At 72.9% G+C, this 13,191-nt stretch carries 13 protein-coding genes and 1 riboswitch; of the genes, 7 read left to right on the top strand and 6 right to left on the bottom strand.

Annotation, left to right across the window (positions count from 1 at the left end; translation table 11 throughout):
• Positions 1-265 precede the first annotated feature (265 nt).
• Positions 266-673: an Rv3143 family two-component system response regulator gene (locus VHA72_RS03180; RefSeq protein WP_325572996.1), complete on the top strand. Its 408-nt coding sequence runs from the start codon at positions 266-268 to the stop codon at positions 671-673.
• Positions 674-681: 8 nt separating this feature from the next.
• A complete protein-coding gene (gene trpD / locus VHA72_RS03175; RefSeq protein ID WP_325572995.1) occupies positions 682-1,710 on the top strand; it encodes an anthranilate phosphoribosyltransferase in 1,029 nt (342 codons plus the stop codon).
• 20 nt (positions 1,711-1,730) lie between these two features.
• On the opposite strand, the gene VHA72_RS03170 is transcribed toward trpD, so the two are convergent.
• Together VHA72_RS03170 and VHA72_RS03165 are read right to left on the bottom strand one after the other, a co-directional pair.
• Complete coding sequence (locus VHA72_RS03170; RefSeq protein ID WP_325572994.1) at positions 1,731-2,009, bottom strand: Lrp/AsnC family transcriptional regulator; 279 nt, start codon at positions 2,007-2,009, stop codon at positions 1,731-1,733.
• A gap of 9 nt (positions 2,010-2,018) precedes the next feature.
• Entirely contained in the window at positions 2,019-3,788 is a 1,770-nt protein-coding gene (locus tag VHA72_RS03165; protein ID WP_325572993.1) for a DEDD exonuclease domain-containing protein, read from the bottom strand.
• An 85-nt stretch (positions 3,789-3,873) separates the two neighbouring features.
• On the opposite strand from VHA72_RS03165, the gene VHA72_RS03160 reads away from it, so the two are divergent.
• The 5 genes from VHA72_RS03160 (at position 3,874) to VHA72_RS03140 (ending at position 9,404) form a co-directional block, all read left to right on the top strand.
• A complete protein-coding gene (locus VHA72_RS03160) occupies positions 3,874-5,187 on the top strand; it encodes an NYN domain-containing protein (RefSeq protein ID WP_325572992.1) in 1,314 nt (437 codons plus the stop codon).
• A gap of 126 nt (positions 5,188-5,313) precedes the next feature.
• The gene (locus VHA72_RS03155; RefSeq protein ID WP_325572991.1) at positions 5,314-5,520 is read left to right on the top strand and encodes a hypothetical protein; all 207 of its coding nucleotides are present in this window, start codon (positions 5,314-5,316) and stop codon (positions 5,518-5,520) included.
• Positions 5,521-5,674: 154 nt separating this feature from the next.
• A riboswitch (cyclic di-AMP (ydaO/yuaA leader) is annotated at positions 5,675-5,840 on the top strand.
• Positions 5,841-5,866: 26 nt separating this feature from the next.
• Entirely contained in the window at positions 5,867-6,853 is a 987-nt protein-coding gene (locus tag VHA72_RS03150) for a C40 family peptidase (RefSeq protein ID WP_325572990.1), read from the top strand.
• A 42-nt stretch (positions 6,854-6,895) separates the two neighbouring features.
• Positions 6,896-8,140, top strand: a complete 1,245-nt coding sequence (locus tag VHA72_RS03145; RefSeq protein ID WP_325572989.1) for a hypothetical protein — start codon at positions 6,896-6,898, stop codon at positions 8,138-8,140.
• Between the two features lie 49 nt (positions 8,141-8,189).
• Positions 8,190-9,404, top strand: coding sequence for a M48 family metallopeptidase (locus VHA72_RS03140; RefSeq protein ID WP_325572988.1), 1,215 nt, complete (start codon positions 8,190-8,192; stop codon positions 9,402-9,404).
• A gap of 208 nt (positions 9,405-9,612) precedes the next feature.
• On the opposite strand, the gene VHA72_RS03135 is transcribed toward VHA72_RS03140, so the two are convergent.
• The 4 genes from VHA72_RS03135 to VHA72_RS03120 form a co-directional block, all read right to left on the bottom strand.
• Positions 9,613-9,843 carry a Flp family type IVb pilin gene (locus VHA72_RS03135; RefSeq protein WP_325572987.1) on the bottom strand — a complete coding sequence of 77 codons (231 nt, stop codon included), beginning with the start codon at positions 9,841-9,843 and terminating at the stop codon, positions 9,613-9,615.
• Positions 9,844-10,022: 179 nt separating this feature from the next.
• Positions 10,023-10,667 carry a response regulator gene (locus tag VHA72_RS03130; protein WP_325572986.1) on the bottom strand — a complete coding sequence of 215 codons (645 nt, stop codon included), beginning with the start codon at positions 10,665-10,667 and terminating at the stop codon, positions 10,023-10,025.
• Positions 10,664-12,265 (bottom strand): sensor histidine kinase, encoded by a 1,602-nt coding sequence (locus VHA72_RS03125; protein ID WP_325572985.1) that lies wholly within the window; start codon positions 12,263-12,265, stop codon positions 10,664-10,666. Before VHA72_RS03125 ends, VHA72_RS03130 begins: the two co-directional genes overlap by 4 nt.
• The gene (locus VHA72_RS03120) at positions 12,266-13,186 is read right to left on the bottom strand and encodes a type II secretion system F family protein (protein WP_325572984.1); all 921 of its coding nucleotides are present in this window, start codon (positions 13,184-13,186) and stop codon (positions 12,266-12,268) included.
• Positions 13,187-13,191: the final 5 nt, after the last annotated feature.

Genomic DNA, 13,191 nt, shown 5'->3' with positions numbered 1-13,191 from the left:
GCTCTGCGCCCACAGCTCGGGGCTCACCGATCGGATCGTGTAGTACGCCGCGAACAGGGCCGCGAAGAACATCAGCTCGCTGGAGAGCCAGATGATCGTGCCTACGCTGACCATGCTCGGCCGGTCGTGATGCCCGTGCAGACGGGAGGCCGGAATCGTCGAAACTGTCGCCACGGGCGCCATTATGTCGTGACCGCTCGGGGACGGCACCCCGACCCCCTGTGTTGGCGGGTCGCCCCCGTCACATCGGCGCTAACATCGGGCTGTGACCGCCCCCGCGAAACCGCTCAAGGTGCTCGTCTACAGCGATGACATCACCGTCCGCAAGCAGGTGATCCTCGCGCTCGGCCGGCGCCCGCACCCGGATCTGCCCGAGGTCGAGTACGTCGAGGTCGCCACCGAGCCGATCGTGCTCCAGAACCTCGATGCCGGCGTCGTCGACCTGGCGATCCTCGACGGCGAGGCGGTGCCCGCCGGCGGCATCGGGATCGCCAAGCAGCTCAAGGACGAGCTGTCGCCGTGTCCGCCGCTGGTGGTGCTGACCGGCCGGCCGCAGGACGCGTGGCTGGCCACCTGGTCGCGCGCCGACGCGGCGGTCCCGCAGCCGATCGACCCGGTCGTGCTGGCCGAGACGGTCGTCGGGCTGCTCCTCCCCGCCGTACCCGCCGTCTGAGCGCGGCCGTGACCACTACGTGGCCCGAGGTCCTCGGGGCGCTCGTCGCGCGCACCGACCTGACCGCCGAGCAAACCGCCTGGGCGATGGGAGAGATCCTGGCTGGTGAGGCGACGCCCGCCCAGATCGCCGGTTTCGCCGTCGCCCTGCGTGCCAAGGGGGAGACGCCCGAGGAGCTGGCCGGGCTGGTCGCGGCGATGTACTCCTGCGCCACTCCGATCTCCATCCCCGGCCGGCTGCTCGACATCGTCGGCACCGGCGGCGACCGCTCGATGTCGGTCAACATCTCCACCATGTCGGCGATCGTGGCCGCCGGCGCGGGGGCGAAGGTGGTCAAGCACGGCAACCGCTCGGCGTCCTCGCAGTCCGGCTCGGCAGACGTCCTGGAGGCGCTCGGCATCCGGCTGGACCTGCCGGTCCCACGGGTGGCAGCGCTCGCCGAGGAGGCCGGGATCACGTTCCTGTTCTCGGCCGTCTTCCACCCCGCCATGCGGCATGCCGCGGTGCCGCGGCGCGAGCTGGGGATCGGGACGACGTTCAACCTGCTTGGGCCGCTGTCCAACCCGGCCCGGGCGACGGCGAGTGCGATCGGCTGCGCCGACGCCCGGATGGCGCCGGTGATGGCCGGAGTCTTCGCGCTGCGCGGCACCGACGCCTGGGTCTTCCGCGGCGACGACGGGCTCGACGAGCTCACCACGACTACCACCTCGCAGGTGTGGGCGGTGAGCGGTGGTGAGGTCGTCACCGCGGTGGTCGACCCGCGGGAGCACGGCATCGGCTACGCCACCGCGGCCGACCTGCGCGGCGGCGATGCGACGTACAACGCCGAGGTGGTACGCCGGCTGCTGGCCGGCGAGCGTGGCCCGGTGCGGGATGCGGTGGTGCTCAACGCCGGCGCCGCCTTGGCGGTCTACGCCGCCGGCGCGGGCACGCTCGACGAGCGGCTGGCCGCTGGCATCGCCCAGGCGAGCGAGGCGATCGACTCCGGCGCCGCCGCGGCCGTGCTGGAGCGCTGGATCGCCGGCTCGGTCGACTGAGCGGACCGTCGCGGCGCCGGTCAGTCCAGCCCGAGCGCGAAGGCCGACTCGAGGTCGTGCCGGGAGTAGGCGCGGAAGGCGATGTGCGTCTCGGTGTCGAGGACGCCGGGGACCTTGTTGAGCCGGTCCGCGACCACCGCCGCGATCTCGTCGTGGGTGCGCACACGCACCAGTACGACCAGGTCGATGGGACCGGTGACGGAGTAGACCTCGCTGACGCCGTCGATGGCGGCGATCTCCTCGGCGACCTCCGGGATCCGGGCGACCTCGGCCGAGACGTGGACGATGGCGGTGATCACGCGCCCAACCTATCGCGCGGGCTGGTGGATCGTGGTCAGCTCGCGGCGCTCGTCGAAGGGCACCAGCGTGCGACGGGACTCCTCGACCGCGTCGTGCACCGCCAGGTGGCGGGTGGCGCCGGCGACCGGGCAGGTCCACTCGCCGTCGATGTCGATGAGCCGGATCCCGGGCGACTCCAGCCAGCGCAGGATCAGCTCGCTCTCCTCGGCGCTGGCGGCCGGCACCGGGCCGGGCGCGGCGGACACGGTCTCGGCGCTGGCCCGCAGCTGGGCGACGTAGGCGTGCGCGTCGCCGCCGGGCGGCAGCACACCGGCGGCGGCGAGCCGCCCGCGCCGGACGACGTGGACCTCCCAGCGGCCGTCGTCCGCCCGCCGGGCAGCCACGATCTCGGCGCACCGGCTCAGCGCCGACAGGCGCTGGGTGCGGGCGGCGGCGCGCAGGAACGCGGCCAGCCGGTCGCGGTGCACCCCGGCCTCCTCGAACCGCTCCGCCTCGGCGAGGGTGCTCATCCGGGCGGTGATGGTCTCGATCACCTCGTCGGGACGAGCCAGGATCGTGTCGCGCAGTTGGCGGACGACCGCGGCGTAGGCGTCCTCGTCGGCGCTGCCGTCGCAGGGGGAGAGGCAGCGGCCCATCTCGGCCAGCACACACGGTGAGCGGCGCGCCCTGCGGGGCAGCCGCCCGGAGCACTGCCGCACCGGGAACGTGTCGTGCAGTGCCTGCAGCGCCTTCTCGGCCACCTTCTTGGACGAGAACGGGCCCAGGTAGTCGGCGTCGTCGTCGAGCACCCGCTTGACCAGCGACAGTCGCGGCCAGGGCTCGCGAGTGAGCTTGACGAAGTGCATCTTCGAAGGGTTCCGGGAGCGGCGGTTGTAGCGCGGCTTGTGCTCGGCGATCAGGCGCAGCTCGCGCACCGCCGCCTCCAGCGTGGTGGCGCACTCGATCCCCGTCACGGTCGCGGCCAGGCCGACCATCTCGCCCATCCGGGAGCGGGTCTCGGAGGCGGTGAAGTAGGAGCGGACGCGGGCGCGCAGGTCACGGGAGGTGCCGATGTAGAGCACCCGCTGGCGCTCGTCACGGAACAGGTAGACCCCCGGCGCGTGCGGCAGCGACTCGGCCAGGTGGCGCTTCTTGCGCTGGGCGGTGGAGACCCGAGCGGAGAACGTCTGCAGCTCCTCCAGGGTGTGCACCCCCAGGCTGCCCAACCGCTCCATCAGACCGTGCAGCACGTCGACGGTCGCGCGGGCGTCGGAGAGCGCCCGGTGGTTGGGCGTCGTGCTCGCTCGGAAGACCTGCGCCAGCGACGACAGCTTGCAGTTGGGGGCGTCGTCGCGGGTGATGACCCGGCGGGCGAGCTTGGCGGTGTCGACCACCTCGAAGCCCGGCCACGGCCGGCCCTGTCGCTGCGCGAAGTGCTTGAGGAAGCCGACGTCGAAGGGCGCGTTGTGTGCCACCAGCACGCTGCCCGCGGCGAACTCCAGGAACGCCGGCAGCGCGGACTCGATGCCCGGCGCCGTGGCGACCATGGTGTCGCTGATGCCGGTGAGCACCGCGATGAACGGCGGGATCGCGGTGTGCGGGTTGACCAGCGTCTGGAACTCGCCCAGCACCTCGCCGCCGCGGACCTTGACCGCGCCGATCTCGGTGATCATCGAGCCGCCCTCGGCCGAGCCGCCGGTGGTCTCCAGGTCGACCACGCAGAACGTCACGTCGCGCAGTGGCCGGCCCAGCTCGTCGAAGCTGCGCTGGGCCTCCCATCGCGACGGTGTCGTGGTCATGACAGGGACGCTAGGCGCGACCACCGACAATTCCGGGACGGCACGCGGGCCGGCGCCGATCCCGTCCCGACCTATCCTTCACCCCATGACCGCCGCCGAGGGCCCCGCGCCCACCGCCACCGAGCTGCCCGAGCCGGTGCGCGCCCGGGTGGTGGCGCTGGCGGCGTCGGTGCTGCCGGAGGTGCCGCAGCTGCCGGCCTCGCTGCGGCGGGTCGCGGCGTTCGCGCCGGCCCGCCGCGCCAAGGCCGGCGCGGGTGCCATCGCGACGGCACTCGACCAGGGCGCGGAGGACGAGGGTGGGCTGCGCGAACGGATCGCGGTGGCGCTCAGGTCACAGCAGCGGTACGCCGCCGACCGGCTGCCGCCGGGCGCCGACCCCGCGGACGTCGCGGCGTTCGCGTGGCTGGTGCGACCCGAGGGCTGGCACCGGCTACTGGAGGAGTCGCTGGCGGTGGTCGCGCCGGCGCCGATGCCGGCGGTCGACGCGGAGATGGCCCGGCTGCAGCGTCGGGTGGCACAGGCCGAGGAGGAGCTGCAGGAGGCCCGGGAGCGGCGGCGTACCGACGTGGAGGCGCTCAAGGAGGAGAACGGCCTGCTGCGCCGCCGGCTCGGTGAGGCGCGCGCCAGCGGCCGGCAGGCGCTCAGCGAGGCGGAGGAGGCGCTGGCGGCCGCCGAGAAGGCCCGGGCGGTGGCGGTGGCGACCGCCGAGGCGCAGGAGCGCGAGCTGCGCCAGCTGCGGGCCCGGATCGCCCAGCTGGAGGCCGAGGTCGAGGCCGAGCGTCGGGCGGAGCGGCGCGCCACCAGGAGCGAGCGCGAGGAGGCGACCGCCCGGACGCGGCTGCTGCTCGACACGGTTCTGGAGGCCGCCTCGGGGCTGCGCCGCGAGTTGGCCCTGCCGCCGGCGTCGGCCTCGGCGGTGTCGCCGGGGGAGCAGGCAGAGGCGGCATACGCGATCGAGACGGCCGACGGCGGGCGCAACCGGACGGTGGGCAGCCTGGGCGAGCTGGAGGGCTACCTGGCGATGCCGCGGGCACGGCTGATCGTGGACGGCTACAACGTGAGCAAGCTGGCCTGGCCGACCTCCGCCCTGGACGCGCAGCGGACCCGGCTGCTGCAGGGCCTGGCGCCGCTGGTGGCGCGCACCGGCGCCGAGACCACGGTGGTCTTCGACGCGGCCAACGCACCCGCGCGCACGATCGCGGGCGCGCCGCGCGGGGTGCGGGTGGTGTTCAGCCCGGCCGGCGTGATCGCCGACGACGTCATCCGCGAACTGGTCGCCGCGGAGCCGACCGGGCGGGTGGTGCTGGTGGTGACCGACGACCAGGCGGTGGCGCGCGACGTCAGCCTGGCCGGTGCCCGACCGGTGTCGTCGGGGCTGCTGCTCCAGCAGCTGCGCTGAACACGTCGGCGCGCCCGTGCCGGTACGCCGTGTCGGTGCGCCCGACGGGTGGCGCGACACGCACGACACACCGGTTCGGCGAGGCCGGCGGCAAAACTGTCGGTGGTGGCTGGCAGCGTCGTCACCATGAGCACACGGATCGACTGTGACACCTGCGCGGTGCGGGGTCTGGCCTGTCAGGACTGCGTGGTGACGGTGTTGCTCGGGCCGCCGCCCGAGCTGACGTTCGATGACGACGAGCGCCGCGCGCTCGCCGTCCTCGCCGACGGCGGCCTGGTGCCGCCGCTGCGGCTGGTCTCGCCCGTCGAGGGGCCCGACGTGGCCTCGGCCTGATTCTGTTGAGGTTGATGTGACTGCTGTGACAGAAGCGACGGGATTGCTGAAGACACGCTGTGGAGGGGGATTGGCAGGGCTGTGGGGCGCTCGGTTATGGTGCTGACACCTGGTGCCCGAGGCAGCGGATCACACCGGATCCGCGCGGGCACCGCGCTGAGCCAGGGCATGCTTCGGGGCATGTCCTGGGCCGGGGAACCACCGGCGGCGAAAGCCGTCACCTGGGGTGAATCACCCGCAAGGCGCAGCCCTGACCGGGCTGCGAGGAGCGGGGGTAGGGCCAGTCGTGCCCGAACCCGTCAGCTCACCCGGTAGGCGTACGACACGTAAGGGAGACCGCCCGCTCGTGCAGAACGGTCGGAAGAGGCTGATCGCCGGCATCGCGACGCTCGCCGTCGCCGGAACCGTGGGCTTGCTGCCCTCGTCCTCCGCCAGGGCGACCCCCTCGATCAAGGACGTCCAGACCAAGGTCGACGACCTCTACCACCAGGCCGAGGTCGCCGGTGAACGCTACGACGCCGCCGCGCTGCGACTCAAGCAGCTGCGCGGTGAGCTCGGGGACCTCCAGGCGGACCAGAAGCGCCAGGACGCCCAGTTGCGCGGCGTGCGTGAGCAGCTGCGTGACTCGGTGCTGCAGCAGTTCGAGGGCTCCAACATCTCCGCCGTCGGGCAGGTCGTGGTCAGCGACGACCCCAAGGAGTTCCTTGCCGGGCTGTCGACGATGTCGGCCTACGACGGCATCCAGTCCAGCCTGCTGACCGACTACGACAACCAGGTCACCGCCCTGGCGCTGCGGCAGAAGGCCACCAAGAACCGCGCCGATCAGGTTGCCGCGACCGAGGCCCAGCTCAAGCAGGCCAAGGCGACCATCGAGCAGAAGCTTGCCGACGCCAAGGCGCTGCTCGGCTCGCTGCAGGAGAAGCAGCGCCAGGCCCTGCTGTCTCGTGGCACCGCGCGCGTCTCGGTCAGCGACATCGGCGCCACCGGCAGTGCCGCCGCCGCGATCTCGTTCGCGATGGCCCAGGTCGGCAAGGCGTACGTGTACGGCGCCGCCGGCATGAACGCCTACGACTGCTCCGGTCTGACCATGCGGGCCTGGGGGGCGGCCGGTGTCTCGCTGCCGCACTCCTCGGCCGCGCAGTACAACTCCGGCCGGCACATCTCGGCCTCGCAGCTCCAGCCGGGCGACCTGGTGTTCTACTACCACCCGATCAGTCACGTCGGCATGTACATCGGCAACGGCCTGATCGTGAACGCCGAGAACCCCAGCGTCGGCGTCAAGGTCACCGGTCTCTACTCGATGCCCTACGTCGGCGCCGTCCGTCCGGGCTGACCTGCGCACGGACTTTTCGTCGGGTCTGGTTGACTCGGCGCCATGATCACCACCACCGGCCGTCCCCTGCGGGGCGGCCGGCTGGCGTTGGTACTGGTGATCGTGGTGGTCGCGGCCGTGGGGGTGCCGCTGTGGCTGGTCCACCACCACGACCAGTACGTGGTGCCCAGCACCCGGCAGCATCCCTCCGCCGCACCGACCGAGCAGCCGGCGGCGGCCGCCAGCGCGCTGGCCCGGCTGCAGCAGGCGATCGCCGATCGCGACGCCGGTGCGGTCGGCGGCACGCTGCTGCCGGCGGTGGTGGGCAACGCCGCGAAGCTGGGCATCACCGACGTCACCGCCCGCTACGTGGCCGCGGACAGCGGCGCCGACGGCGCGGTCGCGGCCGACGGCTCCTGGACCGCCGACGTCGCGCTGACCTGGCGCTGGGCCGGCGACCCGGCCAGCGCGGCGGAGGAGGTGCTCACCCGGTTCGCGCCCAGCGCCTCGGGCGTGGCGGTGACGGGCTTCAGCGGCGACGACGGGCACCGGGTGCCGCTGTGGCTGACCGGGCCGCTGACGGTGCGCCGTACCGCCGACGTCACGGTCGCCGTCGCCGGCGCCCACAGCGGCGCCGAGGCCGACCGGTACCGCACCCTGGCGACCCGCGCCGTCGCCACCGTGCGCCGGGTGGTGCCCTGGCCGCGGCCCCATCTGGTGCTCGAGGTGCCGAGCGACGAGAGCATGTTGGAGCAGATGATGGGCGCGGCGCAGGGCAGCTACCACGGCGTCGCGGCCGTCACCACCAGCGTGGACGGCAGCGCCTCCGGCCCGGTGCACGTCTTCGTCAACCCGCAGGTCATCGGCGGGCTCAACAGCCAGGGCGCCCAGATCGTGCTCAGCCACGAGGCCACCCACGACGCGACCGGCGTGGCGAGCAATACCACCCTGCCGGAGTGGCTGCTGGAGGGCTTCGCCGACTATGTCGCGCTGCGCGACGTCGACCTGCCGCTGTCGACCACCGCGGGCCAAATCCTGGCCGAGGTGCGCAAGGACGGGCCGCCGCAGCACCTGCCCGGTCCGGCGGAGTTCGACGCCCAGGCCGAGGACTTCGGGGCCGAGTACGAGGCCGCCTGGCTGGCGTGTCGGCTGCTCGCCCAGCGCGGCGGGGAGCAGCATCTCGTCCGCCTGTACGACGAGGTGAAGGCGGGGGCCGCGGTGGGGAAGACGATGCGTCGCGAGTTCGGGTTCGGAGTGGCGGCGTTCACCAGGGACTGGCAGCGCCAGTTGCAGCGGTGGGCCGGATGAGGCGGCCCGGTGAGGCGGCCCAGTGAGGCGGTCCAGTGAGGTGGCCGACGTGAGGCGGCTCAGTGCGCTGATCGCGGTGCTCGGCGCGATCGCGTTCGTCGTCCTGGCCGCCGTGCTCATCCCGTGGCACCCCTACCCCGGCGGCGCCCTGCACGTGCCCGCGGCCTCGCGCTACTTCAGCGCCGAGGAGATCGCACGCGCCTCGTCGTACTCCCACGTGGCGCGCTGGCTCTCCCGTGGCGCGCTGGTGATCTCCGTGGTGGTGGCCTGCCTACTGGGCTTCACCCGGTTCGGTCGCGCCGTCGCCGGCCGGCTGCGTGGGCCGTGGTGGCTGCGCGCGATCGTGCTCGTCTTCGTGGTGGTGGTGATCGGGCGGCTGGCGACGCTGCCGTTCGACGTGGCGCTGCAGCACCAGGAGCGGCACTACCGGCTCTCGCGGGAGAGCTGGGGTGGCTACGCCGTCGACCAGGCGCTCGGCCTGGCGGTCTCGTTCGTGGCCACGGCCGTGGCGATCGTCGTGCTGTTGGGGATCGTGCGGCGTTGGCGGCGGTCCTGGCCCCTGATCGCCGGGGTGGTGCTGGCCGGGCTGGTGGTGCTCGGCTCGTTCGTCTACCCGGTGGTGGTCGAGCCGCTGTTCAACCACTTCACGCCGCTGCCGGACGGCAACCTGCGCAACCAGATCCTGCGGATCGCGGCCAAGGAGCACGTGCACGTCAGTGACGTGCTCGTCGCGGACGCCTCGCGGCGCACCACCGAGATGAACGCCTACGTGACGGGCTTCGGCTCCACCCGGCACGTGGTGCTCTACGACACCCTCCTCCACGACCTGCCCCGCGCTCAGGTGCTCTCGGTGGTCGCCCACGAGCTCGGGCACGCGCATCACGACGACGTACTGACCGGGACCGAGATCGGGGTCGCCGCCGCGTTCCTCGCGGTGGGGTTGCTCGGGCTCATCGCCGGGCGGAGGTACGACGGGCTGCGCGATCCTGCCGCCGTACCGCTGCTGCTGGCGCTCTTCGCGCTCGGGGCGCTGCTGGCCACGCCGGTGGAGAACACCATGTCGCGGCAGATCGAGACCCGTGCGGACGTGGCAGCGCTGACCACGACCCGTGACGAGGGGTCGTTCGTGGCGCTGCAGCAGCAGCTGGCGATCAGCGCGCTGGCCGATCCGACCCCGCCGGCGTGGTCGCAGTTCTGCTTCGGCTCACACCCCACCGCGCTGCAGCGGATCGCCCTGGCCCAGCGGATCCTGGGCGATCACTAGGCCCCTCGGCTGTTTCGCGGAGCGCGGCCCGCTCAACGGAGCGTGAGGGCGAGGAGCACCGCGACGAGGAGGGCAGCGACGCCGGCGGCGAGCAGCGCGTACTCGCGGCGCGTCAGACGTCGTCTCATCGTTCCTCCCTCAGAGGGCCGCGGCGCCGCAGCCTGGGCGGCGGCGCCTCGGGTGGTGGTGCTCCCCCGGGTCAAGCGGTTCAGTTGGGTGTCGGGGACGCGCCAGCGGACGGGCAGCTGGAGGTGCCGTTGCTGCTGATGCAGTCGCTGGTGTCCTTGAACTTGTTCTTGATCGTGCCGCCGAGCGTGAGGACGACCACGACGATCACCGCGGCGATCCCCGCCACGAGCAGTCCGTACTCGACCGCCGAGGCGCCCCGGTCGTTGTCCTGGCGCCGGCAGGCGAAGAGATTGCGGAAGTACCGAAGCACGATGTTTCCCCCTGATCCGTTCAGTCCCCATGGACGGAGCCTTCGCCCCATCGATATGACCATCCTCACGTCGGGGGAGGTCGGGCGAATCGGGCGAGCGTGCCGACCCGGGTAGCCCGTTCGGGCTATGGGCGCGGGCGAGACGGCTCGCCCGGGCGCTGCGGACTCGGTCCGCCTGCTCAGTGGCCCTGGGGGCGCACGCTGGAGAGCAGCCCGATCCGCATCGCGGTGACCAGCGCCTGAGCGCGATTGGCGGCCCCGAGCTTCTGGTAGATCCGGGCGATGTGCGACTTGGCGGTGGACTCGGAGAGGTAGAGCCGCTCGCCGATCTGCTGGGCACCCAGGCCGTCGGCGAGCAGCAGCAGCACGTCGTGCTCCCGGTCGGAGAGCCGCGTCGACTCGCTGCTCTGCCGGCGCATCATCGCCCCGACCAGACCGGAGCAGACGAACGAGCGCGGTGAGACAGCGGCGTGCCGCGCGGCGCGGACGACCTCCTGCGACGGCGCGTCCTTGCCGACGAATCCGGACGCGCCGGCCTCCATCGCCGCGAAGATCTGCTCGTCGCCCGAGTGCATCGTCAGCACCACCACGCCGGTGGTGTTGCTCTGCCTGCGGATGGCCCGCAGGATGTCGAGCCCGGTGCCGTCTTGGAGCTGGAGGTCGGCGATCACCACGTCCGGCGAGAGCCGCTCGTACGTCGCCAGCGCCTCGGCCACCGTGCTCGCCTGGGCCACGACCGTCATGTCCTCCTCGAGGTCGATCACCCCGGCGAGCCCGTCGCGGATGAGCTCGTGGTCGTCGACCAGCAATACCGAGATCGTCATCGCTGCGCTCGTGTCCTTCCATCCTCGGCCGGCGAGGCCACCGCGTGGTCCTCGATCGCCACCGTCACCGCGACGCCCCCGCCGGGTGCCGGTGTCATCTCCAACGACGCGTTGATCAACAGGGCACGCTCGCGCATGATCGAGAGTCCGTGCGAGCCCTTGCGCGGCGCCTGCATGCCGCGGCCGTTGTCGGAGACGGTGATGCGCGCGTTGGGGGCGCGTACCTGACAGTGCACCTCGATGGCGGAGGCCTGGGCGTGCTTGATCGCGTTGTTCATGGCCTCCTGGGCGATCCGGAACAGCTCGGCCTCCACCTCGGGCCGCAGCCGCCCGGTCTGCTCGTCGAGGGTCACGTGGATCGGTACCCCGGAGACCTCGGAGAGGTTGCGGGCGATCGCGCTGATCGCCCCGCCCAGGCTCTCGCTGGCGCCGACGCTGGTGCGCAGGTTGACCAGCGAGCGGCGGATCTCGGCGACGACCGCGGTGATCCGCTCGCGCAGTACGGCGATCCGCTCGGCCTGCTGCGGGGTGGTCGCCGTACCGGCGAGGGCATCGACCAGATAGCCCAGCGAGGCGATGTCCTGGGCCACCCCGTCGTGCATCTCCCGGGCCAGCCGGCGGCGCTCCTCGGCCGTGGCCGCGTCGCGGAAGGTGGCGAACAGCAGTGCGGTGTCGAGCTGGACGGCACCGTCGCGCAGCCGGCCCTCCAGCCGCCGGATCCGCTCGCGGGCACCGAGGTCCTGGCCGTCGACTCGCTCGGAGAGCGCGGTGACGACCACCGCCGAGACCACGCCCGAGCCGTCGGCGCGCAGGGGGAACGCGAACAGCCGGCCGCGCTCCACCGGCGTTCCGCTGGTCCACGCCTCCACCGCTGCGTCCTCCCAGTCCGCCCACGCCTCGGGGGCCAGCGACTGGGTGGCGAGCGTGGTCAGCCCGTCGCCGCGCGGCACGTAGAGCGCCAGCGCGGTGGCGGGCAGCTCGTCGTGCACGTCGGAGAGGATGGCGCCACCGAGGCTGACCGGGTCCAGCCCGGTGTCGAGGCCCTCGGTGACGTCGATGAGGCGACGCAGCAGCGTCTGGGCATGCAGGTACGGCGCGAGCGGGTCGGGCCGCACCTCCAGGGCGCTGTTGAGGAAGGTGCCGATGAATCCGGCGCCGAGGCCGGCGAAGCCCCAGGTGAAGAGCGCATAGGCCTGGTCGGCGTCGATGCCGTGCCCGATCGCCAGGATCGTGACCACGATCGCGAACAACTCGGTCGACAGCGCTGTCGAGGCGCCCCACAGCCGCCGGTAGAGGCCGCTGACCAGCGGCGGCACCACGAACGCGCTCAAGATGGCGGGGGAGTGCGCGACGGCCGCGCCGGAGACCAGACCGACGCCGGCCGCCTCCAGGGGGCCGACGATGTCCAGCGACGTACCCCTGCGGCGCTCGGCCAGCGTGACCACCGTCCACAGGCAGGCGAGCGCGACCAGCGCCAGCGCGGCGGAGAGGTCGCGCGACCACAGCGCCGAGACCGCCAGGGCCAGCAGCACGACGAGCCGTGCCAGCGCCGCGACCCGGTGGTGCTGCGGGTCGACGGGGGTCGGGCTCTCGGCCATCTAGAGGTTGTCCATCATGGTGAGCAGGGCCGGCCCCATCACCGGGATGAACAGGCACGGCAGGATGAAGAAGACCAGCGGCACGGTGATCTTCACCGGCACCTGCTGGGCCTTGGTCTCGGCGCGCTGGCGCCGCTTGATCCGCATCTCGCCGGCCTGCACCCGCAGGACCTGGGCGATGGGGATGCCGAAGCTGTCGGCCTGGACCATCGCGCTGACGAAGGTGCGCACGTCGTCCACGTTGCAGCGCTCGGCGAGCCCGCGCAAGGCCTGGGTGCGGCTCTTGCCCAGCTGCATCTCGCGCAGCATCCGGACGAACTCCTCGGCCAGCGGGCCCGCGGTGTGATGGGCCACCTGCTGCACGGCGGCGTCGAAGCCCAGTCCGGCCTCCACGCTGATCGTCATCAGGTCGATGGCGTCGGGCAGGTCGCGGCGCAGCCGCTCGGCGCGGTCGTAGCCGCGTTGGTAGAGGTAGAGGTCGGGGCCGAAGAACCCGACCACCAGCCCGGCCAGCGTGACCGCGACCCCGGGCAGGAACGACGCCCCGAGGAGCACGGCGACGACGATCCCCACCACCAGCCCGAGGCCGGCGCACAGCACCTTGCCCGACACCACCCGGTCGACGCTCCAGCCGGCCGGATTGCCGGCGGCGTCCAGTCTGCTCCGGATCCGCTCCGCGGAGTCGGCCCCGGTGAGTCGGCGCCCGATGGCCAGGGCGCGGGCGCGCAGCGGCTCGACGACCCGGTCGGCGAACGGCCGCTCCAGGTCGCGGCTCAGCTCCCTGGGGGCGGACCCCATCGCCTGAAGTACGGCGAGGGAGCGGTTGACCCCGCGCGCCTCCTCGTCGGTCCGCAGCGCGAGCGCCATCAGCGCGACCGCCGCCGCCAGCAGGATCACGCCGAGCACGAGGAGGACGACCACGACGC

Origin of the sequence: Nocardioides sp., assembly GCF_035547795.1 — a bacterium.
GTDB lineage: Bacteria > Actinomycetota > Actinomycetes > Propionibacteriales > Nocardioidaceae > Nocardioides.
Note: the sequence above shows the minus strand (reverse complement) of the source record. Positions and strands in the feature narration are given on the sequence as shown.